Origin of the sequence: Pseudomonas sp. LAMO17WK12:I1 (assembly GCF_900177315.1) — a bacterium.
Taxonomy (GTDB): domain Bacteria; phylum Pseudomonadota; class Gammaproteobacteria; order Pseudomonadales; family Pseudomonadaceae; genus Aquipseudomonas; species Aquipseudomonas marginalis.
In genome coordinates, this window is the sequence record NZ_FWZV01000009.1 from 1 (window position 1) to 25,525 (window position 25,525).

28 protein-coding genes, 1 tRNA gene and 1 rRNA gene are annotated in these 25,525 nt (G+C 58.4%); 22 read left to right on the forward strand and 8 right to left on the reverse strand.

Going from position 1 to position 25,525, the window contains the following annotated elements:
• Positions 1-26: 26 nt before the first annotated feature.
• Positions 27-142 (forward strand): 5S ribosomal RNA (gene rrf / locus B9N88_RS17930).
• A 595-nt stretch (positions 143-737) separates the two neighbouring features.
• Here rrf and B9N88_RS17935 read toward each other — a convergent pair.
• The 7 genes from B9N88_RS17935 to B9N88_RS17965 all read right to left on the reverse strand — a co-directional run bounded on the left by B9N88_RS17935 (position 738) and on the right by B9N88_RS17965 (position 6,225).
• Positions 738-947, reverse strand: a complete 210-nt coding sequence (locus tag B9N88_RS17935) for a hypothetical protein (RefSeq protein WP_027605401.1) — start codon at positions 945-947, stop codon at positions 738-740.
• Positions 948-1,116: 169 nt separating this feature from the next.
• A complete protein-coding gene (locus tag B9N88_RS17940) occupies positions 1,117-1,710 on the reverse strand; it encodes an Sbal_3080 family lipoprotein (RefSeq protein ID WP_027605402.1) in 594 nt (197 codons plus the stop codon).
• A 215-nt stretch (positions 1,711-1,925) separates the two neighbouring features.
• Positions 1,926-2,099, reverse strand: coding sequence for a hypothetical protein (locus tag B9N88_RS32670; protein ID WP_177327728.1), 174 nt, complete (start codon positions 2,097-2,099; stop codon positions 1,926-1,928).
• A 308-nt stretch (positions 2,100-2,407) separates the two neighbouring features.
• On the reverse strand, positions 2,408-2,683 hold the full coding sequence (locus tag B9N88_RS17945) for a hypothetical protein (protein ID WP_027605403.1): 276 nt from the start codon (positions 2,681-2,683) through the stop codon (positions 2,408-2,410).
• Positions 2,680-3,660: an integrase domain-containing protein gene (locus B9N88_RS17950; RefSeq protein WP_027605404.1), complete on the reverse strand. Its 981-nt coding sequence runs from the start codon at positions 3,658-3,660 to the stop codon at positions 2,680-2,682. Before B9N88_RS17950 ends, B9N88_RS17945 begins: the two co-directional genes overlap by 4 nt.
• 988 nt (positions 3,661-4,648) lie before the next feature.
• A complete protein-coding gene (locus B9N88_RS17960; RefSeq protein ID WP_027605406.1) occupies positions 4,649-5,977 on the reverse strand; it encodes a tyrosine-type recombinase/integrase in 1,329 nt (442 codons plus the stop codon).
• Between the two features lie 163 nt (positions 5,978-6,140).
• Positions 6,141-6,225 (reverse strand) — tRNA-Leu (locus tag B9N88_RS17965).
• A 108-nt stretch (positions 6,226-6,333) separates the two neighbouring features.
• Between B9N88_RS17965 and queA the strand changes: the two genes are divergently transcribed.
• The 6 genes from queA (at position 6,334) to B9N88_RS17995 (ending at position 12,408) form a co-directional block, all read left to right on the forward strand.
• Positions 6,334-7,383, forward strand: coding sequence for a tRNA preQ1(34) S-adenosylmethionine ribosyltransferase-isomerase QueA (gene queA, locus B9N88_RS17970; protein ID WP_027605407.1), 1,050 nt, complete (start codon positions 6,334-6,336; stop codon positions 7,381-7,383).
• A gap of 5 nt (positions 7,384-7,388) precedes the next feature.
• Complete coding sequence (gene tgt, locus B9N88_RS17975; RefSeq protein ID WP_003175976.1) at positions 7,389-8,504, forward strand: tRNA guanosine(34) transglycosylase Tgt; 1,116 nt, start codon at positions 7,389-7,391, stop codon at positions 8,502-8,504.
• Between the two features lie 43 nt (positions 8,505-8,547).
• Positions 8,548-8,886, forward strand: coding sequence for a preprotein translocase subunit YajC (gene yajC, locus B9N88_RS17980; RefSeq protein ID WP_003175975.1), 339 nt, complete (start codon positions 8,548-8,550; stop codon positions 8,884-8,886).
• Between the two features lie 62 nt (positions 8,887-8,948).
• Positions 8,949-10,817, forward strand: a complete 1,869-nt coding sequence (gene secD / locus B9N88_RS17985) for a protein translocase subunit SecD (protein ID WP_027605408.1) — start codon at positions 8,949-8,951, stop codon at positions 10,815-10,817.
• 9 nt (positions 10,818-10,826) lie between these two features.
• Positions 10,827-11,741, forward strand: a complete 915-nt coding sequence (secF, locus tag B9N88_RS17990; protein WP_027605409.1) for a protein translocase subunit SecF — start codon at positions 10,827-10,829, stop codon at positions 11,739-11,741.
• A gap of 124 nt (positions 11,742-11,865) precedes the next feature.
• Positions 11,866-12,408, forward strand: a complete 543-nt coding sequence (locus B9N88_RS17995) for a glycine zipper 2TM domain-containing protein (protein ID WP_015885750.1) — start codon at positions 11,866-11,868, stop codon at positions 12,406-12,408.
• Between the two features lie 110 nt (positions 12,409-12,518).
• On the opposite strand, the gene suhB is transcribed toward B9N88_RS17995, so the two are convergent.
• Positions 12,519-13,334, reverse strand: coding sequence for a type III secretion system regulator SuhB (gene suhB, locus B9N88_RS18000; RefSeq protein WP_003175971.1), 816 nt, complete (start codon positions 13,332-13,334; stop codon positions 12,519-12,521).
• 145 nt (positions 13,335-13,479) lie between these two features.
• Here suhB and trmJ point away from each other — a divergent pair, with 145 nt between their 5' ends.
• The 15 genes from trmJ to ispG all read left to right on the forward strand — a co-directional run bounded on the left by trmJ (position 13,480) and on the right by ispG (position 25,520).
• Positions 13,480-14,250 carry a tRNA (cytosine(32)/uridine(32)-2'-O)-methyltransferase TrmJ gene (gene trmJ, locus B9N88_RS18005; protein WP_027605410.1) on the forward strand — a complete coding sequence of 257 codons (771 nt, stop codon included), beginning with the start codon at positions 13,480-13,482 and terminating at the stop codon, positions 14,248-14,250.
• 2 nt (positions 14,251-14,252) lie between these two features.
• Positions 14,253-15,035 (forward strand): serine O-acetyltransferase, encoded by a 783-nt coding sequence (cysE, locus tag B9N88_RS18010; RefSeq protein ID WP_027605411.1) that lies wholly within the window; start codon positions 14,253-14,255, stop codon positions 15,033-15,035.
• Between the two features lie 305 nt (positions 15,036-15,340).
• The gene (iscR, locus tag B9N88_RS18015) at positions 15,341-15,832 is read left to right on the forward strand and encodes a Fe-S cluster assembly transcriptional regulator IscR (RefSeq protein ID WP_003194020.1); all 492 of its coding nucleotides are present in this window, start codon (positions 15,341-15,343) and stop codon (positions 15,830-15,832) included.
• A gap of 50 nt (positions 15,833-15,882) precedes the next feature.
• On the forward strand, positions 15,883-17,097 hold the full coding sequence (locus B9N88_RS18020) for an IscS subfamily cysteine desulfurase (RefSeq protein WP_027605412.1): 1,215 nt from the start codon (positions 15,883-15,885) through the stop codon (positions 17,095-17,097).
• A 99-nt stretch (positions 17,098-17,196) separates the two neighbouring features.
• A complete protein-coding gene (gene iscU / locus B9N88_RS18025; protein WP_003175965.1) occupies positions 17,197-17,583 on the forward strand; it encodes a Fe-S cluster assembly scaffold IscU in 387 nt (128 codons plus the stop codon).
• A 28-nt stretch (positions 17,584-17,611) separates the two neighbouring features.
• Positions 17,612-17,935 (forward strand): iron-sulfur cluster assembly protein IscA, encoded by a 324-nt coding sequence (iscA, locus tag B9N88_RS18030; protein WP_024077295.1) that lies wholly within the window; start codon positions 17,612-17,614, stop codon positions 17,933-17,935.
• Between the two features lie 8 nt (positions 17,936-17,943).
• The gene (gene hscB, locus B9N88_RS18035) at positions 17,944-18,465 is read left to right on the forward strand and encodes a co-chaperone HscB (protein WP_027605413.1); all 522 of its coding nucleotides are present in this window, start codon (positions 17,944-17,946) and stop codon (positions 18,463-18,465) included.
• A 53-nt stretch (positions 18,466-18,518) separates the two neighbouring features.
• Positions 18,519-20,381: a Fe-S protein assembly chaperone HscA gene (hscA, locus tag B9N88_RS18040; protein WP_027605414.1), complete on the forward strand. Its 1,863-nt coding sequence runs from the start codon at positions 18,519-18,521 to the stop codon at positions 20,379-20,381.
• A 3-nt stretch (positions 20,382-20,384) separates the two neighbouring features.
• The gene (fdx, locus tag B9N88_RS18045) at positions 20,385-20,726 is read left to right on the forward strand and encodes an ISC system 2Fe-2S type ferredoxin (RefSeq protein WP_027605415.1); all 342 of its coding nucleotides are present in this window, start codon (positions 20,385-20,387) and stop codon (positions 20,724-20,726) included.
• 14 nt (positions 20,727-20,740) lie between these two features.
• A complete protein-coding gene (gene iscX, locus B9N88_RS18050; RefSeq protein WP_017846180.1) occupies positions 20,741-20,941 on the forward strand; it encodes a Fe-S cluster assembly protein IscX in 201 nt (66 codons plus the stop codon).
• 91 nt (positions 20,942-21,032) lie between these two features.
• On the forward strand, positions 21,033-21,458 hold the full coding sequence (gene ndk, locus B9N88_RS18055; RefSeq protein ID WP_017846179.1) for a nucleoside-diphosphate kinase: 426 nt from the start codon (positions 21,033-21,035) through the stop codon (positions 21,456-21,458).
• A 29-nt stretch (positions 21,459-21,487) separates the two neighbouring features.
• Positions 21,488-22,636, forward strand: coding sequence for a dual-specificity RNA methyltransferase RlmN (gene rlmN / locus B9N88_RS18060; protein ID WP_027605416.1), 1,149 nt, complete (start codon positions 21,488-21,490; stop codon positions 22,634-22,636).
• A 12-nt stretch (positions 22,637-22,648) separates the two neighbouring features.
• Positions 22,649-23,407 (forward strand): type IV pilus biogenesis/stability protein PilW, encoded by a 759-nt coding sequence (pilW, locus tag B9N88_RS18065; protein ID WP_027605417.1) that lies wholly within the window; start codon positions 22,649-22,651, stop codon positions 23,405-23,407.
• On the forward strand, positions 23,407-24,408 hold the full coding sequence (locus tag B9N88_RS18070; RefSeq protein WP_027605418.1) for a RodZ domain-containing protein: 1,002 nt from the start codon (positions 23,407-23,409) through the stop codon (positions 24,406-24,408). The genes pilW and B9N88_RS18070 overlap by 1 nt, the downstream gene beginning before the upstream one ends.
• A gap of 2 nt (positions 24,409-24,410) precedes the next feature.
• On the forward strand, positions 24,411-25,520 hold the full coding sequence (ispG, locus tag B9N88_RS18075; protein ID WP_003175952.1) for a flavodoxin-dependent (E)-4-hydroxy-3-methylbut-2-enyl-diphosphate synthase: 1,110 nt from the start codon (positions 24,411-24,413) through the stop codon (positions 25,518-25,520).
• Positions 25,521-25,525: the final 5 nt, after the last annotated feature.

A 25,525-nucleotide genomic window follows, 5' to 3' on the forward strand; every position in this document is an offset into this window, starting at 1 on the left:
CTGGCCACGACTCAGTACCCGAATTTCTTGACGACCATAGAGCATTGGAACCACCTGATCCCATCCCGAACTCAGCAGTGAAACGATGCATCGCCGATGGTAGTGTGGGGTTTCCCCATGTGAGAGTAGGTCATCGTCAAGATTAAATTCCGAAACCCCATTTGCGAAAGCAGATGGGGTTTTGTTTTGGGCGCTCGAAAAGTGCGAAGAGGCGCCTCGGGACGGGCCTTCAGTGCTAAAGTCCATGCCCATTAAAGGAAACAGGATCTCCGCTCGAAGTGCTAGCAGTACTTTGGGTAGGTCCAGGAGTAACCAAGGGTCGCTTTAGTGTCCTCGCAAGGCCTGTGAGTGGGCCTGCTGGACTTTATGATGGGGGTTGAGGGGGAGTCGCACTATCTCGCTCTCTGGGGTTGTCGCGGCCTCAGGGCGCTTTTCTGCAGACGAAAAAAAAGACCTTGAAATTCAAGGTCTTTCTTTAAGATGGTGCCCCGAGGGAGACTCGAATAATAGCATAACTGTATAATTAACATAGTTTTTTGCATGTGTACACTTCCACGTTGTACCGTGAAGTGTACATCCTACCTGCCTCCAGTAAGGACTGGTGTGGATGGAAGCTTGATAGGATTTCTCCATCCAATTTCCGACGAGCTGTGAATGATATCTACAAAAAACTGGTTACGGATAGACTCCCTGGTCTACCAAAAAATGCCGAACCGACACATGGCGAACTTTCGCGATTAGTCGGGCGTCATGAGTACAGCAAGCGTTATCTTGATGAACTCCTCGTTTCGATCGATCGTGTCCAGGGCGCCCCGAACATTGTCGGCGACGTCCGCCGATCCGCGCATCTCTACCCAGTTCGAAAGCTCCATGATGGCGGCCTCCAGGGCGAGCTGGTTTTCGTTGATCTTAAATAGCAGGGAAGGGAGTAAGTCTGAGTTTGGCATTGTGCAATCCTCCGTGAAATTTTCAGCGTAGCAGGGGGATTACTGACCTCGGTAGGGAGTTGCGCATGGTCGGAAGGACGCCGGGAGGATGGTGCATCCACAGTCGATTGCTGCCAGTCACGAAGGGCCGCAGTCGACCCTCAACTGCCTGTCAGGACCGGTACGGAGCCTACTCAGCCATGATCAGCTTGTAGCGCTTCTGGTACTCATCATAGGGGAGGCCCTGTTGTTCAAGCTGTTTGAGCTGTCGCTGTTGGTACGCGTCTTTAGTCATGAATGCGGCACCGGTCCCGGAATTTGACTCCTTAACTCCCTTCAAGCCTGCGGCACCGTTTGGAAACAGCTGATTGGTCAGCTCTGTGATTTTTTTCTCAGCATTAATGAATTTATCAATGACCCGACCGCCACCCCAACGCGAGTCATATTCAGCTTGGCCCACCTGCTGGCCGTACTGATAAACGCGGATATCTGCATGGCTCATGTAAATAGCTAAGTCCCACGACCAGGTACCGATATAAGTCGTTGAAAGAGGACAGCTGGACGGACTGCTGCCTGGCGGAAGCTGACGCGTATGGAATCCTTTGTTTTTGAGCAGGTTTTCATAGGCAGTGTTGAATCCTTCTCGCAGTCCTTCGGCGGGGATCAGACAGATTTCTGGCGTCATCTCGGAAGACAGCTCAGCAGGCGTCACGGTTTGCTTGATGCTGCAGCCAGATGCCAAAAAAGTTGCCGCCAAGATGATAGGGATATAAAGAGTGCGCATGGCGACCTCCGTGTCATGAATGAGCCTCGGAAGGTATCACGGGCTTCCCGGTCAAGCTGAGTTGTTTGTGGTTGTGCGTTCACGACCCTTTGCAGACATTCATAACGTTTTGGCTAAGGGGCGGCGACACGCCGTCCCAGCGATTGAAATGGGCGGCTTCAGCGCCTTGTTAGGCTGCTGGTATTGAGCGAGATAACCGCAAAAATTAAACTTAGTTACTCGCCATGTTCAAAGCAATCACCTTGATCCATCTCGTCATCATCATTGTTTCCTTGATAAGCGTCATTGTTTGGATTGAGCTGATTGGAGTGATTATCCATGCTTGAGTCATAAGCATCATTGTTTGGGTTCATGCTATCACTACGGTCATCATTAGGTGTTCTACTCATCTTGTTGCTCCATCTGTAATAGTGTTTGCCAAAAGTAAAGCGACTTTCCTCGTTCTGCGACAAGGAAGCCTAACTCAGAAAAGACCCACAGTGGGGTGATAGCGCCCTCACGAGCTTGGTGGATAACATTCTTTGCTCCCTCATCTATCCCTGACTAATTCGGGCATCGAGACAGTTGAGTGACCACAGATGGTAGTTATGCACCATGGACGGAAAGCCCGATCAGCTCCAACAACCATCCAAGCATAGCTGCTCATTTGCTGATCGCTCCGTCCACCGTCTGCTCATGGCCGTTTTCTGACCTTCGCTTAGGGGGTGAACTGCCAGGATTTTCCTAGACGATGAGTGAGTAATTGCATGGTCAGCAAATAGTAATAGCGCGTCGATTCAGTGCGCTGGTTTAGATGGTGATTCAAAAACCATGCAAGGTGTTTCCTCTGCCAAGTCCATGGATTGTCGCATTGCCAGCGCTCAGCGATCGCTGTTTGGATAGTCTTCGCCTGACGCAGGTGGCGTTGGCGTGTGGTGTGTGACCCGGTCAAGACGCCCGCCAGGAACAACTCCATATCGAATGGCTCACTCATGCTCGACCACCAATGTAAGCCGATACCACATCGATACGACCGTGCCCGAGTTCATCGCTGATTTGCACTCGTGCATCCTTATCTAGCCGTCGGTCGAGCTGATAGCAACGGCCACCGTTGACGGGCGCGGGATGATGGGTGATTTGCTCATAGCGCTCGCAAGCATAGGCCGCCCGCAATTCGTGGAAGCCTTTGAGGTTGTGCTTATGGAGGATGTCCCGTGCGGGTCGCACGATTCGCTGTTGGAAATCGAGGTAGCTTTCGTTCGGTGCAAGCAGGTTGCGACTACCGTCGGGCGAGATCTGTTCGGCAAACCTCAGTGCGTCACGAATATGATCATCTGCCGTAATCCAGCGAGGTGCCGAGGCACCTGAACGGCCACCTTTGGTGCCATCCTGGATGTTGAACTTGCCGTACTGTTCGGCCTCACTTTTTAGGCGTGGTAGGTCGGCCAAAATGGCCTCGCGTAAGCGCATGCCTGTGGCTCGGGCCAGCTGCACGATGGCAGCCGCGCGCGGCAGTTGGTATTCGCAGAGCGCCTCGACGATCCGCTTCACCTGTTCACGATCCTGGCCTTGCGGGGTTGCTGTGCGGACGGTTGTGCGCTGCAGTCCTAAAGCCTTGCTCGGACTCGACACCTTCACATACTGATCACCTCTCAGCGCGGCCATGGTCCGATTCACACTGGATAATCGGTTTTGCGCAGTCGCGATAGCGAGCTCACCTTGTTCAACTTGCTGGCGCAGATACCCGGCGTAGTCCAGCAAGGTCTGCCGATCAATTTGTCGCGCATCGTTAAACCCTGGTCCATCCTCCGACCGACACCAGCGTACAAACGCCTGCCAGCGATCACTGTGCGCCTTGACCGTGCCGTAATGCCCACCGCCGAACATGTCTTTCAACGCCTGCGGCCCGGCGTAGCTCAATTGCCTGCCATAGCCAAAATTGCGCCCATCCCGTTTACCGACCAGCGCCATGATCAAACTCCTCTCGAAGTCAAAACGTTGAAGCTTTTCCCCACGTCATCCCGCCAAGAATGTTGAGTGTTATCAGGGATCAAGGCCCCTGCGACCTGTGAGGGTTGTCCACTAACGCGGGACTGTCGGCTCTTTACGACCGGGAGCTTGGGCATCTCATGATCTGGCCTCCTGAACACCGTTACCGGTGGGCGGGTGGAGGCTGCACTGGCTGACGAGACCAGTGCCGCGAGATCCTGAGTCAGGTGAAGGCAGTGAAGCGATGACCGGGGCATGCCTGACTGTCAGTCAGGTGCAGTCCATTCCGTAGGCTGCGGCACCATCATCTGCATCGCCGTTGCTGGTGACTTCGGTGTTTGTCACGCCGATTGTCACGAGGGGAAATGCCGCAAAGCCTTGTACGGGATGGGCTGCAGCAGCGGTAGGAGCGCCCGTCTCTTTCCGGAAGAAAGAGACGGGCGCAGGTTGGCGCAATGAAATGGCCAAGCGGATAGGTTGCTGCAGGGCAGCTACGAAGGGGTGTGAGTTGCCGCAGTGGGCACTCTGGTAGAAGTAGGCATCCATCACATCGCTGTGACTGTGCGAGCCGCCGGACGCTCATCGCACTTTGGGAGAACCACCACGGTGTGGCGTAGCCTTAAAGGTTCTGGCTACCTGAGTTGCTGTCAACGACAGCGCTTTGCCCGATCTTTTTTACGCCTGTGGATAATTCGGGTCAAGGCTCGAATTATCCGGAGTTCTGCGGCGGTGGGTGAAATTATCCACCGGTGGAAATCAGTAGTTTTCCACAGACAGCTGTATGGGCTTTAGATTTTTTAAGTGAGGTCCATCCAAGCAGGGCGGCTTTGCAGCCCTGTTTGGATGGACCCGCGTGGAAGGCTGGGCTGTGGAGATCTCACCGACTTACCAGTGTTGGAATGCGCCACGGTAGTTTTGCAAGGCGATGATGTTGTCGTCGACCGGGTCGAACTGGTGAGGCGTCACGTGATCACTGAGTCGCCGTTGAGTCTGTCTCGATAGGCAACTTTTGGAGGTGATCATCTTTGTGTGCATGGGATGCTGTTAGAGGCGGTGCAGAAGGGCGTGCGAGGAACTGATTAACGCGAGTATCAAATTGATCGCGAAGGTTGGCTGTAATGCCTTCTTTGAGGGCGTCGAGATAGTCTGCATACCACTGCATCATGATCCGACGTTGCGGCAGGTATAGGGCTTGATTGTACTCGCCAGAGATGCCGCCCTCGACGTGAGCCAGCTGGCTTTCGACATGGTCCTTCAGCCAGCCATGTTCGCGCAGCAGCGTGCTTGCGGTATGACGAGTGCCATGGCTGACGAGTCGTCCTTTATAGCCGATCTTGGCGAACACCAGGTTGATCGTGTTTTCACTGATGACTGGCTGCTTTTCACCATTGCCTGGGAATAGATACCGACTGCGGCCAGTGCTTTGGTTCAGTTTGGTAAGCATGGCGATCAACTGATGAGGTAGAGGGCTGACGTAGTCTCTGCGCATCTTCATGCGGGCGGCCGGGATGGTCCATATCCCTTCCTCAAAATCGATTTCCTCCCATTTTGCGTAGCGAACCATGCCGGGGCGGCTCGCTGTCAGAATTGTCATCCATGATGCAATCCTCGCTGGTAGCCGGCTGGTGGTCTTGCTTAAGGCCCGGAGAAACTCAGGTAGTTCGTGTTCGTGCAGATGTGGGTAGTGTTGAGTGGGCGGTGGGGCTATCGCAATGGCATGGAGTTCGGAGGCTGGATTGTGTTCGCACAGGCCGCGTGCAATGGCTTGACTGAAAATCTGTTTCAGCCAGGTCCGGGTCTTGTCCGCAACATTGAAGGCGCCTCGTTTTTCGATGCAGGCCTGCAGTTTTGCGCAGTCGCTTCGCGTGATGAGCTCCAGTTGCTTCTCGCCGAGAGCAGGCAGTAGATCCTTATCGAGATAGTCGCGGATCTTCTTCAGCGTCGCGCTGCTGCGGCCGGAGTCCGATTTGAATTGGTACCAGTACTCCGCGGCTCGCCTGAAGGTGTTGAGCCCGGCCTCCTGCTGTCGCAGTTTGTCATCGCGGCGTTTGGCGCCGGGGTTGGTGCCTTGCTTGAGTAGGTTGCGGCATTCTGCAGCTCGTTCACGGGCTTCCTGCAAGGAGATATGCGGATACACACCCAGTGACATGCGCGCCGCCCGCCCCTGATAGGTGTACCGGAAGTGCCAATACTTGCTGCCGTTGGGTTTCACCAGCAAGGCAAGACCCGAACTATCACTCAACGTGAACGGTCTGTCGGCAGGCTTGGACGCTTTGATTTGCAAGGCGGTCAATGGCATCGCTGTACACCTCCGGTTCTCGAACTGGAATATGTACAGAAAATGTACCAAAAAGAGGCTGGCTTGCAAGAGATGGGGGTGGAACCCCAGAGACCAAAAAGCCCGCAGTTAGCGGGCTCTAGGGGTGTTACGTAGACGCTGGTAGTCGTCTATGTACTGCAAATGGTGCCCCGAGGGAGACTCGAACTCCCACTCCTTTCGAAAACGGATTTTGAATCCGCCGCGTCTACCAATTCCGCCATCAGGGCTCAATGGCGGCGAAGTATAGAGATGAGATTACCGTTGGTCAATCACGTTTCATGGTCTATTTTCACTATTTCCGCTAGACTTCCCGGCCCTGCTAGACGAACCCCATCATGCGCGTTGCTGACTTTACTTTTGAACTCCCGGATTCGCTGATTGCTCGCCACCCTTTGGCCGAGCGTCGCGCCAGTCGACTGCTGACCCTGGACGGGGTCAGCGGTACCCTCGCACACCGTCAATTCACTGATTTGCTTGAGCATTTGCATCCGGGCGATCTGATGGTGTTCAACAATACCCGGGTTATCCCGGCACGGCTGTTTGGCCAGAAAGCATCCGGCGGCAAGCTGGAAATTCTGGTGGAACGGGTGTTGGACAGCCATCGTGTGCTGGCCCATGTACGCTCCAGCAAGTCGCCGAAATCGGGTTCGAACATCCTTATCGAGGGTGGTGGTGAAGCCGAGATGGTGGCGCGTCATGATGCGCTGTTCGAACTCCGGTTCGCAGAAGAGGTTTTGCCGTTGCTGGAGCGTGTCGGCCATATGCCGTTGCCTCCTTATATCGACCGCCCCGACGAAGACTCGGACCGTGAGCGCTATCAAACGGTCTATTCCCAGCGCCTCGGTGCGGTTGCCGCGCCGACTGCCGGGCTGCATTTTGACCAGTTGCTGCTGGATGCGATAGCCGCCAAGGGCGTCGAGACAGCCTATGTGACCCTGCACGTGGGGGCCGGCACGTTTCAGCCGGTGCGTGTGGATAACATCGAAGACCACCATATGCACAGCGAATGGCTGGAAGTCAGCCAGGACGTCGTGGACGCGGTTAGCGCCTGCAAGGCGCGCGGCGGGCGGGTGGTTGCGGTGGGCACCACCAGCGTGCGCTCCCTTGAGAGCGCGGCGCGTGATGGCGTGCTCAAACCGTTCAGTGGCGACACCGATATCTTTATTTACCCAGGCCGGCCGTTCCATGTGGTCGACTGCCTGGTGACCAACTTCCATTTGCCGGAATCCACGCTGTTGATGCTGGTGTCGGCCTTCGCGGGTTATCCCGAAACAATGGCGGCGTATAAAGCAGCCATCGACAATGGATACCGTTTTTTCAGCTACGGTGATGCGATGTTTATCACCCGTAATCCGGCGCCGCGCGGCCCAGAGGAACAACTATGAGTCGTATGTCGTTTGAATTGCTCGCCACCGACGGCAAGGCCCGTCGCGGCCGTCTGACGTTTCCGCGCGGTACGGTAGAGACCCCGGCATTCATGCCCGTGGGCACCTACGGCACCGTCAAAGGCATGCTGCCGCGTGACATCGTCGCCACCGGCGCCGAGATCATCCTCGGCAACACCTTCCACCTGTGGCTGCGTCCAGGCACTGAAGTGATCAAGAAGCATGGCGACCTGCATGACTTCATGAAGTGGCAGGGCCCGATCCTCACGGACTCGGGTGGCTTCCAGGTGTTCAGCCTGGGTGCCATGCGCAAGATCAAGGAGGAGGGCGTGACCTTCGCCTCTCCGGTGGACGGTTCTAAGGTATTCATGGGGCCGGAAGAGTCCATGCAGGTGCAACGCGACCTGGGCTCGGACATCGTGATGATTTTCGACGAGTGCACGCCGTACCCGGCCGATGAAGACGTCGCGCGGATTTCCATGGAGCTGTCCCTGCGTTGGGCCCAGCGTTCGAAGAATGCCCATGGCGACAACACCGCGGCGCTGTTCGGTATCGTCCAGGGCGGCATGCATGAAAGCTTGCGCAAGCGCTCGCTGGAAGGCCTCGACAAGATCGGTTTTGACGGCCTGGCCATCGGCGGTCTGTCGGTGGGCGAACCCAAGCACGAGATGATCAAGGTACTGGACTACCTGCCAGGCCTGATGCCCGCTGACAAACCTCGTTACCTTATGGGCGTTGGCAAACCCGAAGATCTCGTAGAGGGTGTGCGCCGCGGTGTGGACATGTTCGATTGCGTGATGCCAACCCGTAATGCCCGCAATGGGCATCTGTTCATCGACACAGGCGTGCTCAAGATCCGTAACGCGTTCCATCGCCATGATGATTCGCCGCTGGATCCCACCTGTGATTGCTACACCTGCCAGAACTTCTCCCGTGCTTATCTGCACCATCTGGACAAATGCGGGGAAATGCTGGGTAGCATGTTGAATACCATCCACAATTTGCGTCACTACCAAGTCCTGATGGCTGGTTTGCGCGAGGCTATTCAACAGGGTACATTGGCCGCCTTCGTCGATGCCTTCTATGCCAAGCGCGGGCTCCCTGTGCCGCCCTTGGACTGAGTTTTCCGACCCTAAGATTCACTATTTGCAACTGGAGTGCTAAATGAGCTTTTTTATCTCTAACGCCATGGCTGACGCCGCTGCGCCTGCTGCTGCCGGCCCTATGGGCGGTGGTTTCGAGTGGATTTTCCTGGTCGGCTTCCTGGTCATCTTCTACCTGATGATCTGGCGTCCACAGGCCAAGCGTGCCAAAGAGCAGAAGAACCTGCTGGGCAGCCTGCAGAAAGGCGACGAAGTCGTGACCACCGGCGGTATCGCGGGCAAGATCACCAAGGTTTCCGATGCTTTCGTGGTTCTGGAAGTCTCCGACACCGTGGAAATGAAGTTCCAGAAGGGCGCCATCGCCGCCACGCTGCCAAAAGGCACGCTCAAAGCGATCTAAGTTCCAACCTTTACCAATCGACGGGGCGCGCAAGGCGCCCCGCGTTATAAGCGGGCGGCGTGATGCTGAACAAATACCCTCTGTGGAAATACGTACTGATCCTGGCGGTGCTGGCGATCGGTTTTATTTATTCCGCTCCCAATCTTTACCCTGATGACCCGGCGATCCAGATCACTGGCGCCAGCACTTCGCTGCAGGTCAACCAGGCTGACCTGGAACGCGCGAGCAAGGCACTGGCCGACGCGGGTATCCAGGTTAAAGCGGCAACATTGGCAGCTGGTGCGAAGGGCGGGTTGTTGCGCCTGACCAAGCAAGAAGACCAATTGCCGGCAAAAGATGTCGTACGCAAGGCCATGGGTGACGACTACGTCGTTGCGCTGAACCTGGCACAGACCACCCCGCAGTGGTTGCGCAGCATTGGCGCGCACCCGATGAAGCTGGGTCTGGACTTGTCCGGCGGTGTGCACTTCCTGCTGGAAGTCGACATGGACAAAGCCCTCGACGCACGCCTGAAGGTCTATGAAGGCGACGTGAAGAGCCTGCTGCGCAAAGAGAAGCTGCGTTATCGCAGCCTGCCGCAGCTCAACGGTGCCATCCAGCTGGGCTTCTCTGACGAAGCTTCCCGTGAACAGGCCCGTGCGCTGATCCGCAAGAACTTCAACGATTTCGACATCGTACCGGCCGACCTGAATGGTCAGGCGGTGCTGCGTCTGGCGATGAGCCCGGCCAAGATCGCGGAAATCCGCGAATACTCCATCAAGCAGAACTTGACCACGGTACGTAACCGCGTCAACGAGCTGGGTGTGGCCGAGCCGATTGTTCAGCGTCAGGGCGCCAACCGCATCGTGGTTGAGCTGCCGGGCGTGCAGGACACCGCTGAAGCCAAGCGTATCCTGGGTAAAACCGCCAACCTGGAGTTCCGTCTTGCGGCTGAGCCGGGTGCTTCCCGCGCAACTTCCGAAGAGTTCGAGTTCCGTGAAGGCAATCGTCCTCCGGCGCTGATCGAGCGTGGCTTGATCATCACCGGTGACCAGGTGACCGACGCCAAGGCCGGTTTCGGCGAGCACGGTACCCCTGAAGTGAACATCCGCCTGGATGGCCACGGCGGCGAACTGATGAGCCGCGCCACGCGCAGCAACGTGGGTCGCAGCATGGCGGTGATCTTCATCGAGCAGCGCCCGGTGACCACCTACACCAAGCAAATGGTCAACGGCGTCGAGAAAGACGTACCGGTGCAGACCTTCAAGGAAGAGAAGAAGATCATCAGCCTGGCGACCATCCAGTCGCCGCTGGGTGCTCAATTCCGCATCACCGGCCTGAACGGCCAGGGCGAATCCTCGGAGCTGGCCCTGTTGCTGCGTGCCGGCGGCCTGGCTGCGCCGATGTATTTCGCTGAAGAACGTACCATCGGCCCGAGCCTGGGTGCCGACAACATCACCAAGGGTATCGACGCGGCCTTGTGGGGCATGCTGTTCGTGTCGCTGTTCATCATCGCCATCTACCGCTTCTTCGGCATCATTGCCACCGTGGCCCTGGCGGGCAACATGGTGATGCTGCTGGCCCTGATGTCGCTGCTGGGCGCCACGCTGACCCTGCCAGGTATCGCCGGTATCGTACTCACCATGGGTATGGCGGTAGACGCCAACGTGCTGATCTTCTCGCGGATTCGTGAAGAGATCGCCGCCGGCATGACCGTACAGCGTGCAATCAACGAAGGCTTCGGCCGGGCATTTACCGCGATTCTCGACTCCAACCTGACCACATTGCTGGTCGGCGGGATCCTCTTTGCCATGGGCACCGGCCCGGTCAAGGGTTTTGCGGTAACCATGTCCCTCGGTATCTTTACCTCGATGTTCACGGCCATCATGGTGACCCGCGCAATGGTCAACCTGATCTTTGGCGGGCGTGACTTCAAGAAGTTGTGGATTTAAGGGGCTGCCATGTTACGTACAATCAACTTCATGGGCGTTCGCAACATTGCGTTCGGCGTCACCGTGCTCCTTACCGTTCTGGCGTTGTTCAGCTGGTTCCATAAGGGCCTGAACTACGGTCTGGACTTCACCGGCGGTACGCTCATCGAGCTGACCTACGAGAAGCCTGCCGACGTCACCCTGGTGCGCAGTGAGCTGGTCAAGGCCGGCTATCACGAAGCCATCGTGCAGAGCTTCGGTGCGACCACCGACCTGCTGGTGCGCATGCCTGGCGAAGACCCGCAACTGGGTCACCAGGTAGCCGAGGCCTTGCAGAAGGTGGGTGGCGACAACCCGGCGTCGGTCAAGCGCGTCGAGTTCGTGGGCCCGCAAGTGGGTGAAGAGCTGCGCGACCAGGGCGGCCTCGGCATGCTGATGGCGCTGGTCGGCATCATGATCTACCTGGCTTTCCGCTTTCAGTGGAAGTTCGGTGTCGGCGCCATTGTGTCGCTGATCCACGACGTGATCGTGACCGTGGGTATCCTGGCGTACTTCCAGATCACCTTCGACCTGACCGTGCTGGCGGCCGTACTGGCGATCATTGGTTACTCCCTCAATGACACCATCGTGGTATTCGACCGGGTTCGTGAGAACTTCCGCGTACTGCGCAAGGCATCGCTGATCGAGAACATCAACATCTCCACCACCCAGACCCTGCTGCGGACCATGGCGACGTCGATCTCCACCTTGCTGGCGATCGCGGCACTGATGATCTTCGGCGGCGACAACCTGTGGGGCTTCTCCCTGGCGCTGTTCATCGGCGTCCTGGCGGGCACCTACTCGTCGATCTACATCGCCAACGTGGTGCTGATCTGGCTGAACCTCAACAGCGAAGACCTGATCCCTCCTGCCGCCACTGGCAAAGAGGTCGACGATCGTCCTTGATGGGCGCTTGTTGATCTGCTGTTACAAAAAGGGCACGAGTATTGAACTCGTGCCTTTTTTTTTGCTCCAAGGCTGGGTATAGCGCGGATCTTTCGGTCCGTTTGTGATGGTCAGGAGGTTCAACGTGAACAAGTCGTTACTGGTTGGTGCGGTATTGGGTGCTGTCGGTGTAACTGCCGGGGGTGCTGTTGCCACCTACAGCCTGGTAAAAAGCGGCCCTGAGTATGCGCAAGTGCTGGCGGTGCAGCCGGTGAAAACCCAGATTAAAACACCTCGTGAAGTCTGCAAGGACGTCGCAGTGACCCGGCAGAAGCCGGTGCAGGATCAACATCAGATCGTCGGTACCGTGGTAGGTGCACTGGCCGGTGGCCTGTTGGGTAACCAGGTCGGTGGCGGTAACGGCAAAAAGCTGGCCACTGTGGCCGGTGCGGTCGGTGGTGGTTACGCCGGTAACAAGGTTCAGGAAGGCATGCAGAACCGCGATACCTATACCACCACCCAGACTCGCTGTAACACCGTCAACGACATCAGTGACAAGGTCGTCGGCTATGACGTGCGTTACACCTTGGATGGCAAGGAAGGTTCGGTGCGCATGGATCGTGATCCGGGCGGCCAGATTCCAGTCGACAAGGAAGGGCGTCTCGTCCTGGGCCAGAACCAGCAGTAAGTCTTCTCTTGTATTTGATTTGTGGTGTTGTTGGTATTTAAGCTCACATCAAGCAAATCCCTGGCATAAAAAAAGCACCCCGCAGGGTGCTTTTTTTTTTGCTCGCTCGCTTAGCGCTTCAGCGAAGCCGGCAGGTGCGGCTGGATCGCCGTCAGTACGGCCTTGAAGCATTTGGTGTTGCCGGCAACGACGTGGCCTTTTTCCAGGAAGTCATGACCGCCGGTGAAGTCGCTCACCAGGCCGCCGGCCTCTTGGATCAGCAGGGCGCCTGCAGCCATGTCCCATTCGGACAGGCCCGACTCCCAGAACGCATCAAAACGACCGGCAGCCACATAGGCCAGGTCCAGGCTGGCCGCGCCAGCGCGACGGATGCCGGCAGTCTGGCCAACCAGGGCGCGGAACATGCCCAGGTAGTTTTCCAGGTTGTCCATCTGGTCGTCACGGAACGGGAAGCCGGTACCCAGCAGGGCGCCGTCCAGGCTGGTGCGACCGCTGACGCGCAGGCGACGACCGTTCAGTTGGGCGCCACGGCCACGGCTGGCGGTGAATTCTTCCTGGCGAACAGGATCGAGTACTACAGCGTGTTCCAGGCGGCCACGGTATTTGCAGGCAATGCTGACGGCAAAGTGCGGGATGCCGCGCAGGAAGTTGGTGGTGCCATCCAGTGGGTCGATGATCCACAGGTAGTCTTCGCCTTCGCCGCTGCCTTTGTGCAGGCCGGTTTCCTCGCCGAGGATGCCGTGGGTAGGGTAGGCCTTGCGCAGCGCGTCGATGATCTTCTGTTCAGCGGCGCGATCCACCTCGGACACATAATCCTTGGCGTCTTTTTCGTCGACCTTGATGGTATCCAGGCGCTCGATGGAGCGGAAGATCAATTCACTGGCGCTGCGGGCGGCGCGCAGCGCGATATTCAGCATGGGCTGCATGGATGTGTCACCTAAGGTTGTTAAAGAAAGCCGAGCATTCTAGCAGAAACTTTCTTCAGGTGAAGGACGACGTTAGCTTTCATGGCATAACCTTAGGCTGTTCTGTAAGATTTGCTCCCCTTTCCCGTGTCCGAGAGCGCCTACCTTGCTGCAAAACATTCGTGTCGTCTTGGTCAATACCAGTCATCCCGGCAATATCGGCGGGGTGGCGCGAGCCATGAAAAACATGGGGCTGACGCGCCTGGTGCTGGTCGAGCCGCGCGTGTTCCCGCACCACGAGGCCGATGCCCGCGCATCCGGCGCCAATGACATCCTGGAAAAAGCCCAGGTGGTCGCCACTCTGGAAGACGCCTTGGTCGGCTGCAACCTGGTGCTTGGCACCAGTGCCCGTGACCGCCGCATCCCCTGGCCGCTGCTGGATCCGCGTGAGTGCGGTACCAAGGTGGTGGAAGAGGCGGCCGGCGGTGCTGAAATCGCCCTGGTATTCGGCCGTGAAGACTCCGGCCTCACCAATGAAGAGCTGCAACGATGTCATTATCACGTGCACATTCCATCAGATCCTGGGTTCAGTTCGCTGAACCTCGGGGCAGCGGTGCAGGTGTTGAGTTACGAAGTGCGCATGGCCTGGCTGGCCGCTGAAGGCCAGCCGAGCAAGGTAGAGAAGGATGAAGTTGCGTCGACCAAGAGTGGCGAGCTGGCCACCATGGACGAGCTGGAGCGGTTCTATGAGCACCTGGAGCAAACCCTGGTGGCCATCGAATTCCTCGATCCGGAAAAGCCTCGACACTTGATGGCGCGCCTGCGCCGCCTGTACGGGCGCAGCTCGGTCAGCCGGGCGGAAATGAATATATTGCGTGGCATTCTCACGGAAACCCAGAAAGCGGCCCGTGGCGAGCTTCTTAAGCGGAAGGATTAAAAATGTTCGAGCGTTTGCGAGAAGATATCCAGAGTGTTTTCCATCGTGATCCGGCGGCGCGCAACGCCTTTGAAGTGCTGACCTGCTACCCGGGCATGCACGCGATCTGGATTCATCGGCTGTCCGGTGCCTTGTGGAATATAGGCTGGAAATGGCTGGCGCGGCTGGTGTCGAACTTCGGCCGCTGGTTGACGGGGATCGAGATTCACCCAGGTGCCAAGGTGGGACGTCGCTTCTTTATCGATCACGGTATGGGCATCGTCATTGGCGAGACTGCCGAGATTGGTGACGACGTGACCCTCTACCAGGGCGTGACATTGGGCGGCACCAGTTGGAACAAGGGTAAGCGCCACCCGACGCTGGAGGATGGCGTGGTGGTGGGCGCGGGTGCCAAGGTGCTTGGTCCGTTCACCGTAGGCGCTGGCGCCAAGGTCGGCTCCAACGCCGTGGTGACCAAGGCCGTGCCGGCCGGCGCCACTGTAGTGGGGATTCCGGGGCGGATCATCGTCAAGCCGGACGTGGGCGATGAGCAGGAGGCCAAGCGCAAGGCCATGGCCGAGAAAATCGGTTTCGATGCCTACGGTGTCAGCGAAGACATGCCCGACCCGGTGGCGCGCGCCATCGGCCAGTTGCTTGACCACCTGCAAGCGGTGGACGGCAAGCTGGACGGTATGTGCGGCGCGCTGAAGGAGTTGGGCAGCAGCTACTGTGCGAAAGACCTGCCTGAGCTGCGCGAAGAGGACTTCGCCGAGATCAAGAGTGAACCCGCCACCAAGGCTGGCTGAGATTTCACATTTGCTGCTAGGCCCGTGTGGGAGGGGGGGGGCTTGCCCCGATGGCCATCTGTCAGTCACCTAATATATTGACTGATCCACCGCTATCGGGGGCAAGCCCCCTCCCACATTTGATCTCCATTCGTCTCGATATCGAACCATCGCCCCGCTGCCGCTGTTCGTCCCTGCCCCATCCTGCTATGATTCGCGCGCCCTTTTTACGGGTAATCCTGACTAAAGTACTAGGTCTTATAGTTGACTTAAATACTCGGGAATCGCATACTTGCTCCCATTCTGAAACACCTTGGTACTTGTCCATGAGACTGACTACAAAAGGCCGATACGCGGTGACCGCCATGCTTGACTTGGCCTTGCACGCGCAAACTGGGCCGGTGTCCCTGGCCGATATCTCCGAGCGCCAAGGCATTTCCCTGTCCTACCTTGAGCAGCTGTTCGCCAAGCTGCGCCGCAGCAATCTGGTCTCCAGTGTGCGTGGGCCGGGCGGCGGTTATCAGCTGTCCCGCGACATGCAGGGCATCCAGGTGGCCCAGGTGATCGACGCGGTCAACGAGTCCGTCGACGCGACCAAGTGCCAGGGCCTGGGTGACTGCCACGCCGGCGACACCTGCCTGACGCACCACTTGTGGTGTGACTTGAGCCTGCAGATCCATGAGTTTTTGAGTGGTATCAGCTTGGCTGATCTTGTGACTCGCCGTGAGGTGCAAGAAGTAGCCCAGCGTCAGGACCAGCGCCGTTGCAACACCAAGGCGCCGCGTCTGGACAAGATCGAAGCGTCCGCCGTCGAGTGACAGCCGAAGAGCTAACGGCACGCCAGCCAGCCTGATTTAGGAGAAAGTCCATGAAATTGCCGATTTACCTTGATTATTCAGCGACCACCCCGGTTGATCCGCGTGTCGCGCAAAAGATGAGCGAATGCCTGCTGGTCGACGGAAACTTCGGCAACCCGGCCTCTCGTTCCCACGTTTTCGGCTGGAAAGCCGAGGAAGCGGTCGAGAACGCTCGTCGCCAGGTTGCTGACCTGGTTGGCGCAGACCCGCGTGAAATCGTCTGGACCTCCGGTGCCACCGAGTCCGACAACCTGGCTATCAAGGGCGCGGCGCATTTCTACGCGACCAAAGGCAAGCACCTGATCACCACCAAGATCGAGCACAAGGCTGTCCTCGACACCATGCGCCAACTGGAGCGTGAAGGTTTCGAGGTTACTTACCTCGAGCCAACCACCGACGGTATCGTCACCCCGGCGATGATCGAAGCCGCGCTGCGTGAAGACACCATCCTGGTTTCCGTGATCCACGTGAATAACGAAATCGGTACCATCAACGACATCGCGGCCATCGGCGAGCTGACTCGCTCCAAGGGCGTCCTGCTGCACGTCGACGCTGCCCAGTCCACCGGCAAGGTCGACATCGACCTGTCCAAGCTGAAAGTCGACCTGATGTCGTTCTCGGCCCACAAGACCTATGGCCCCAAAGGCATCGGCGCCCTGTACGTGAGCCGCAAGCCACGCGTGCGCATCGAAGCCACCATGCACGGCGGCGGTCACGAGCGCGGCATGCGTTCGGGCACCCTGGCGACCCACCAGATCGTCGGCATGGGCGAAGCCTTCCGCGTAGCCAAGGAAGACATGGCTGCCGAAAACGTACGTATCAAGGCCCTGAGCGATCGCTTCTACAAGCAGGTCGAGAACCTTGAAGAGCTGTACATCAACGGCAGCATGACTGCCCGTGTACCGCACAACCTGAATTTGAGCTTCAACTATGTCGAAGGCGAGTCGCTGATCATGGCGCTCAAGGACCTGGCGGTTTCGTCCGGTTCGGCCTGCACCTCGGCTTCGCTTGAGCCTTCGTACGTATTGCGCGCCCTGGGCCGCAACGACGAACTGGCACACAGCTCGATCCGCTTTACGTTCGGCCGCTTCACCACCGAAGAGCAAGTCGACTACGCCGCGCAGAAGGTCTGCGAAGCCGTCAACAAGCTGCGCGTCCTGTCGCCGCTGTGGGACATGTACAAAGACGGTGTCGATATTTCCAAGATCGAGTGGGCGGCACACTAACTATAGAAGCCGCCACCCAAGCTCTGTAGGAACGTGGCGGAAAACGCAGGCGTTTCTACAGGGTTCCAGAGCGGCCCTGATGAGTGAGGATTCAGTACCATGGCTTACAGCGAAAAGGTCATCGACCACTACGAAAACCCGCGCAACGTCGGCAAGATGAACGCGGAAGATCCTGATGTCGGCACCGGCATGGTCGGCGCTCCGGCGTGCGGCGATGTGATGCGCCTGCAGATCAAGGTCAACGACGCTGGCGTTATCGAAGACGCCAAGTTCAAGACTTACGGTTGCGGTTCGGCGATCGCCTCCAGCTCCCTGGCGACCGAATGGATGAAAGGCAAGACCCTGGATGAGGCTGTGACTATCAGCAACACCCAGCTGGCCGAAGAACTGGCCCTGCCGCCAGTGAAAATCCACTGCTCCGTGCTCGCTGAAGACGCCATCAAGGCGGCCGTTCGCGACTACAAGCAGAAGAAAGGCTTGATCTAAGCATTTGGCGACGAGTAAGGAGTCAACGATGGCTATCAGCATGACAGAAGCGGCTGCGCGGCACGTGCGACGCTCCCTGGATGGGCGCGGTAAAGGTGAGGGGATTCGTCTGGGTGTTCGCACCACGGGCTGCTCCGGCCTTGCCTATGTGCTGGAGTTCGTCGACGAGGTGGTCGATGAGGACCAGGTGTTCGAAAGTCACGGCGAGAAAGTGATCATCGACCCTAAAAGCCTGACCTACCTGGACGGCACCGAACTCGATTTCGTCAAGGAAGGGTTGAACGAAGGCTTTAAGTTCAACAACCCCAACGTGCGCGGTGAATGTGGCTGCGGCGAAAGCTTCAACATCTGAGGCTATTCGTGGGTACTCCTTGTCATTTCGCTTTATTCGAGCTGCAGCCGAGTTTTCGGCTGGACCTCGAGCAGCTTGCCACGCGCTACCGAGAATTGGCGCGTGGGGTGCATCCGGACCGCTTCGCTGACGCTTCCGAGCGTGAGCAGCGCCTGGCGCTGGAGCAATCGGCCAGCCTCAACGAAGCCTATCAGACGCTCAAGAGCCCTCCTAAACGCGCGCGTTACCTGCTCGCGATGAACGGTGGCGAGTTGCCGCTGGAAGTGACCGTGCACGACCCGGACTTCCTGATGCAGCAGATGCAATGGCGTGAAGAACTCGAAGACCTGCAGGACGAAGCCGATGTGGCGGGTGTCGCGGTCTTCAAGCGTCGTCTGAAAGTTGCCCAGGATGAACTCAACGAAAGCTTCGCAGCCTGTTGGGATGATGCAGCGCAACGTGAACAGGCCGAGCGCCTGATGCGGCGCATGCAGTTCCTCGACAAGCTCACCTACGAAGTGCGCCAGCTGGAAGAGCGCCTCGACGATTAACCCAGTGTGCTGCCCGTGATGCGCGCCTGATAGACAGATAAGACCTGATTACCATGGCTCTACTGCAAATCGCCGAACCCGGCCAAAGCCCTCAACCGCACCAGCGTCGCCTGGCGGTGGGGATTGACCTGGGCACCACCAATTCCCTGGTTGCTGCCTTGCGCAGCGGCCTGTCCGAGCCGCTGCCCGATGCCGATGGCCAGGTGATCCTGCCGTCCGCCGTGCGTTATCACGCTGATCGCACCGAAGTCGGTGAGTCAGCCAGGTTGGCGGCGTCTACCGATCCTTTGAACACCGTGCTGTCGGTCAAGCGCTTGATGGGCCGTGGTCTGTCCGACGTCAAGCAATTGGGCGACCAGCTGCCGTACCGCTTTGTCGGTGGCGAATCCCATATGCCGTTCATCGACACCGTCCAGGGCCCGAAAAGCCCGGTGGAAGTGTCGGCGGATATCCTCAAGGTGCTGCGCCAGCGCGCGGAAACCACGTTGGGTGGCGAACTGGTCGGCGCGGTGATCACCGTCCCGGCGTATTTCGATGATGCCCAGCGCCAGGCCACCAAGGACGCGGCGAAACTCGCCGGCCTGAACGTGTTGCGCCTGCTCAACGAGCCTACCGCTGCGGCCGTGGCCTATGGCCTGGACCAGCATGCCGAAGGCCTGGTCGCTATTTACGACCTGGGTGGTGGCACTTTTGATATTTCGATCCTGCGCCTGACTGGCGGCGTGTTCGAAGTACTGGCTACCGGTGGCGACACAGCCCTGGGTGGCGATGACTTCGACCACGCCATCGCGGGTTGGATCATCAGCAGCGCCGGCTTGTCCGCTGACCTGGATCCGGGCGAGCAGCGTAACTTGCTGCAAACGGCCTGTGCTGCCAAGGAGGCGCTGACTGACGCTGCTTCTGTTGATGTTTCCTACGGCAGTTGGTGCGCCAAGCTGACTCGCGAAGCCTTCGATTCGCTGATCGAACCGATGATCGCCCGTAGCCTGAAAGCCTGCCGTCGAGCCGTGCGTGACTCCGGTATCGAGCTGGAAGACGTCGGTGCCGTGGTCATGGTCGGCGGTTCAACCCGTGTGCCGCGGGTTCGCGAAGCCGTTGCCGAAGCCTTTGGTCGCCAGCCGCTGACGGAAATCGACCCGGACCAGGTGGTCGCCATTGGCGCCGCCATCCAGGCCGATACCCTTGCCGGTAACAAGCGTGATGGCGGCGAATTGCTGTTGCTCGACGTCATCCCGCTGTCACTGGGGCTGGAAACCATGGGTGGCCTGATGGAGAAGGTGATTCCGCGCAACACCACCATCCCCGTCGCGCGCGCCCAGGACTTCACCACCTACAAAGATGGCCAGACGGCCATGATGATTCATGTGCTGCAAGGTGAGCGCGAGCTGATCAGCGACTGCCGCTCCCTGGCCCGCTTTGAATTGCGCGGCATCCCGGCCATGGTCGCGGGTGCGGCGAAGATTCGCGTGACCTTCCAGGTCGACGCCGACGGCCTGCTCAGCGTCGCCGCGCGCGAGCTGGCGTCCGGCGTGGAGGCCAGCATCCAGGTCAAGCCGTCCTACGGCCTGACTGACGGTGAAATCGCCAAGATGCTCAAGGATTCGTTCCAATACGCCGGTGACGACAAGGTCGCGCGCGTACTGCGCGAGCAACAAGTGGATGCCCAGCGCCTGCTTGAAGCGGTGCAGGGCGCCCTGGATGCCGACGGCGAGCGTTTGCTGGATGCCGAAGAGCGCATGGTCATCGACCGGCAGATGCAGGAGCTGGCCGAACTGATGAAAGGCAACGATGGTTACGCCATCGAGCAACAGACCAAGCGCTTGTCGCAGGTCACTGACGCCTTTGCTGCCCGCCGCATGGATCAGACGGTAAAAGCCGCACTGGCCGGGCGCAACCTGAATGAAATCGAGGAATAATTAATGCCGCAGGTCATTTTTCTGCCACACGCCGAGCATTGCCCGGACGGTATGGTTGTTGAGGCTGAGACCGGCAAGTCCATCCTCGAAGTTGCCCATGACAACCACATCGAGATCGAAAGTGCCTGTGGGGGTGTGTGTGCCTGCACCACTTGCCATTGCATCATTCGCGAAGGCTTCAATAGCCTGGAAGAGGCCGATGAGTTGGAAGAAGATTTTCTTGACCGCGCCTGGGGCCTGGAAGCCACTTCTCGCCTAAGCTGTCAGGCCAGGGTCGGGACTGAAGACATTACCGTCGAAATTCCGAAATATTCGCTCAACCATGCGGCCGAAGCGCCGCACTGATTCAAGGAAGTGTCATGAGTCTTAAATGGGTTGATGTGCAAGAGATCGCTATCCTGTTGGCCGACGGCAACCCGGATATGGATCCCTATTCCCTGAATTTTGTTGCTTTGCGTGACATGGTCATGGCCTTGCCAGGCTTTGATGATGAGCGCGATCGCGGTGGCGAAAAGGTCCTGGAAGCTATCCAGACTGCCTGGAAAGAAGAACAGGACTGACGCCTCCCTTACGCAGTTAGGCAATACCCAAGAACCCGCGTATAATTCGCGGGTTTAATTTTTCGTAAATTACCGTTTCTGGAGTTACACCATGGCTGTTCAACGTACTTTCTCCATCATCAAGCCTGACGCAGTTGCAAAAAACGTCATCGGCGAGATCACCACTCGTTTCGAAAAAGCCGGCCTGAAGGTTGTAGCTTCGAAACTCAAGCAACTGTCCAAGGCTGAAGCTGAAGGCTTCTACGCTGAGCACAGCGCTCGTGGCTTCTTCGGCGACCTGGTTGCCTTCATGATCTCCGGTCCTGTTGTTGTTCAGGTTCTGGAAGGCGAAAACGCCATCGCTCTGAACCGTGAGCTGATGGGCGCTACCAACCCTAAAGAAGCCGCTGCCGGCACCATCCGTGCTGACTTCGCTGACTCCATCGACGCCAACGCTGTACACGGTTCGGACTCCGAAGCCGCTGCTGCTCGCGAAATCTCGTACTTCTTCGCAGCTACCGAAGTAACCACTCGCTAAGCATCGGCTTAAAGAGTGAGGGTGAATCCATGACGACATCGACTGTAAAAACCAACCTGCTGGGTCTGACTCAACAGGAAATGGAAAAATTCTTCGACTCAATCGGGGAGAAGCGTTTCCGTGCCGGTCAGGTAATGAAATGGATTCACCACTTTGGCGTCGACGATTTCGACGCCATGACGAACGTCAGCAAGGCCCTGCGCGACAAGCTCAAGGCTATTGCTGAAGTGCGTGGCCCCGAAGTGGTCAGCGAGGACATCTCCAGCGACGGCACCCGTAAGTGGGTGGTGCGCGTAGCGTCCGGCAGCTGCGTCGAGACCGTGTACATTCCCCAGGGCAAGCGCGGTACCTTGTGCGTTTCGTCCCAGGCAGGCTGTGCCCTGGACTGCAGTTTCTGCTCCACCGGCAAGCAAGGCTTCAATAGCAACCTCACCGCCGCCGAAGTGATCGGCCAGGTGTGGATTGCCAACAAATCCTTTGGCAGCGTCCCGGCGACCGTCGACCGTGCCATCACCAACGTGGTGATGATGGGCATGGGTGAGCCGCTGCTGAACTTCGACAACGTCATCGCAGCCATGCACCTGATGATGGACGACCTGGGCTACGGCATCTCCAAGCGCCGTGTGACCCTGTCGACCTCCGGCGTGGTCCCGATGATCGATGAGCTGGCCAAGCACATCGACGTCTCCCTGGCGTTGTCGCTGCACGCACCCAATGACGCATTGCGTAACCAATTGGTGCCGATCAACAAGAAGTATCCGCTTAAGATGCTGCTCGAATCCTGCCAGCGTTATATGGCGACCTTGGGCGAGAAACGTGTGCTGACCATTGAGTACACCATGCTCAAGGATGTTAACGACAAGGTCGAACACGCGGTCGAGATGATTGAACTGCTCAAGAACACCCCGTGCAAGATCAACCTGATTCCGTTTAACCCGTTCCCACATTCTGGTTACGAGCGGCCAAGCAACAACGCCATTCGCCGTTTCCAGGATCAACTGCACCAGGCCGGCTACAACGTCACCGTGCGCACCACCCGTGGTGAAGACATCGACGCCGCCTGTGGTCAGTTGGTCGGGCAGGTGATGGACCGCACCCGCCGCAGCGAGCGCTATATCGCCGTGCGTGAATTGAACGCCGCCGACGATCTGCCGCAAATTGCTGTGAATCGAATCTGAGAGAGGATCTCTATGCCCTTGCGCCTTGCGCTGCTTTTGCTGGTTACCGGCCTCGCCGCCGGTTGTGTTTCATCGGGCCATGACAGCCCTTTGCAAACCGGCAAGGGCCGTGACGAGGCGCGGGTTGCCTATGTGCAACTGGGGTTGGGTTACCTGCGCCAAGGCATGAGCGAGCAGGCCAAGGTGCCGTTGAAAAAAGCCCTTGAACTGGACAGCGACGATGCCGACGCCAACGCTGCGCTGGCCCTGGTGTTCCAGGCCCAGGCCGAGCCTGAACTGGCTGACCGGTATTTCAACAAAGCCCTGGCCGCACGGCCTGCCGATCCGAAACTGCTGAACAATTACGGCAGTTTCCTGTTCAAGCAAAAGCGTTTTGACCAGGCCGCCCTTTATTTCCAGCAAGCCAGTACCGATACCCTCTATCCTGAGCGCGCGCGGGTGTTCGAGAACCTTGGGGTGACCTCGATGCGCCTCGGCCAGCGTGACAGCGCACGCCAGCAGCTGGAAAAAGCCCTGCACTTGAACGGCCATCAGCCACGAGCGTTGCTCGAAATGGCTGAGTTGTCCTACGAAGACAGGCATTATGTGCCGGCACGTGACTATTACGAGCGTTTTAGCCTGCTCAGCGGGCAAAATGCACGTAGTCTATTGCTCGGCGTGCGCCTGGCGACGGTTCATGAAGAACACGACACGGCCGCACGTTTTGGCCAGCAACTCGAACGACTCTATCCCGGTACGCCGGAATATCAGCAATACCTGTCGGAGCAATGATGAAAGCGGCGCACCCGGAAGTTGTAGCAGCTAATCGCGTAAACCCAGGCGACACCTTGCGTCAGGCCCGCGAAAGCAATGGTTGGTCGCTGGCGGAAGTGGCCCTCAAGCTCAATTTGACCACCACCTCCCTGGGCAACCTTGAGGCCGGCGCATTCGACAAGCTGCCTGGGCATACCTTCGCCCGTGGCTATATCCGCGCCTACGCCAAGTTGCTGGGCATCGACCAGGCCGTGTTGGTCCAGGAGTTCGACCAGTTCACCGGCACCGACTCCCAGGGCAGCAACGTGCATGGCCTGGGTCGCATCGAAGAACCGGTGCGGGTTTCCCACACAATCCTGCGTATTGTCAGCCTGTTGTTGCTGATCGCCGTGATCGGCGGCGGTTTCGTCTGGTGGCAAGACCAGACGTCCCAGCGCAGTAAGGACCTGACCAGCAACGCCATGGAGCACGTCGAAGTCGAAAGCGCCGACGGCACCACCCAGATTCATCCGCTGGATGAGCCGGAAGACCAGGCCGTAGCCCAAGGCCAGGCTGCCCCCGAAACCCCGGCCGCCGCTGAACCGTCCGAGCCGGAAAGTGCCCCGACCGCCGCCGTACCGGCCCCAGTGACACCGACCGCGCCAACTCACACGCCCGCGGCTCCGGTTGCCCAGGCTCATACACCGGCTGCTCCGGTCCCGGCGCCAGCGACTACGGCGCCAACCGCTCCGGCAGCCCCTGCGATTTCACCACCCACCACCCCTGCGTTGATCGCCGGTGACGGGCGTGTACAAATTACCTTCGTCGCTGACTGCTGGACGCAAGTCACCGATGGCAACGGCAAAGTGCTGGTCAGTGGTCTCAAGCGTAAGGGCGATACGCTCGACCTGGGCGGCAAGCCTCCTTTGACGCTGCGTCTGGGCTTCGCCCGTGGCGCGCAAGTGGCCTACAACGGCCAGCCTGTAGACGTAGCGCCGTTCACCACTGGCGAGACCGCTCGCCTGAAGTTGGGACAATAGTCATGCACGGCGAATCTCCAATCAAACGTCGCGTATCGCGCAAGATCTGGGTCGGCTCGGTGCCGGTGGGTGGCGACGCCCCCATCGCGGTACAGAGCATGACCAACAGCGACACCAATGACGTTGCCGCTACCGTTGCCCAGATCAATCGCCTGGAAGCGGCCGGGGTAGACATCGTTCGGGTATCCGTCCCGGACATGGACGCTGCCGAGGCTTTCGGTCGCATCAAGCAGCTGGTCAAGGTGCCGCTGGTTGCCGACATTCACTTCGACTACAAGATCGCCCTGCGCGTGGCCGAGCTGGGTGTCGATTGCCTGCGCATCAACCCGGGCAACATCGGTCGTGAAGACCGTGTGCGCGCTGTGGTGGACGCTGCCCGTGATCGCGGGATCCCGATCCGCATCGGCGTCAACGCCGGTTCCCTGGAAAAAGACCTGCAAAAGAAGTACGGCGAGCCGACCCCGGCAGCGCTGGTCGAGTCTGCACTGCGTCATGTTGAACACCTCGAACGCCTGAACTTCCAGGACTTCAAGGTCAGCGTAAAGGCCTCCGACGTGTTCATGGCGGTGGAAGCCTACCGCCTGCTGGCCAAGGAAATCGTGCAGCCGCTGCACCTGGGGATCACCGAAGCTGGCGGTTTGCGCTCAGGCACAGTGAAATCTGCGGTGGGTCTCGGTATGCTGCTCGCCGAAGGGATTGGCGATACTATCCGCATCTCGTTGGCGGCAGACCCGGTAGAGGAAGTGAAAGTCGGCTACGACATTCTCAAATCCCTGCGTTTGCGTTCCCGCGGTATCAACTTCATTGCCTGCCCGAGTTGCTCGCGGCAGAACTTCGACGTGGTAAAAACCATGAACGACCTGGAGTTGCGCCTCGAAGACCTGCTGGTGCCGTTGGATGTTGCAGTGATCGGTTGTGTGGTCAACGGCCCGGGTGAAGCCAAGGAAGCCCATGTGGGCTTGACCGGCGGTACACCGAACCTGATTTACATCGACGGTAAGCCGTCGCAGAAGTTAACGAATGACAATCTGGTGGATGAGCTGGAAAAGCTGATCCGCGAGAAAGCGGCCGAAAAGGTCGCGGCTGATGCAGCGCTGATCGCTCGCGGCTGATTGAA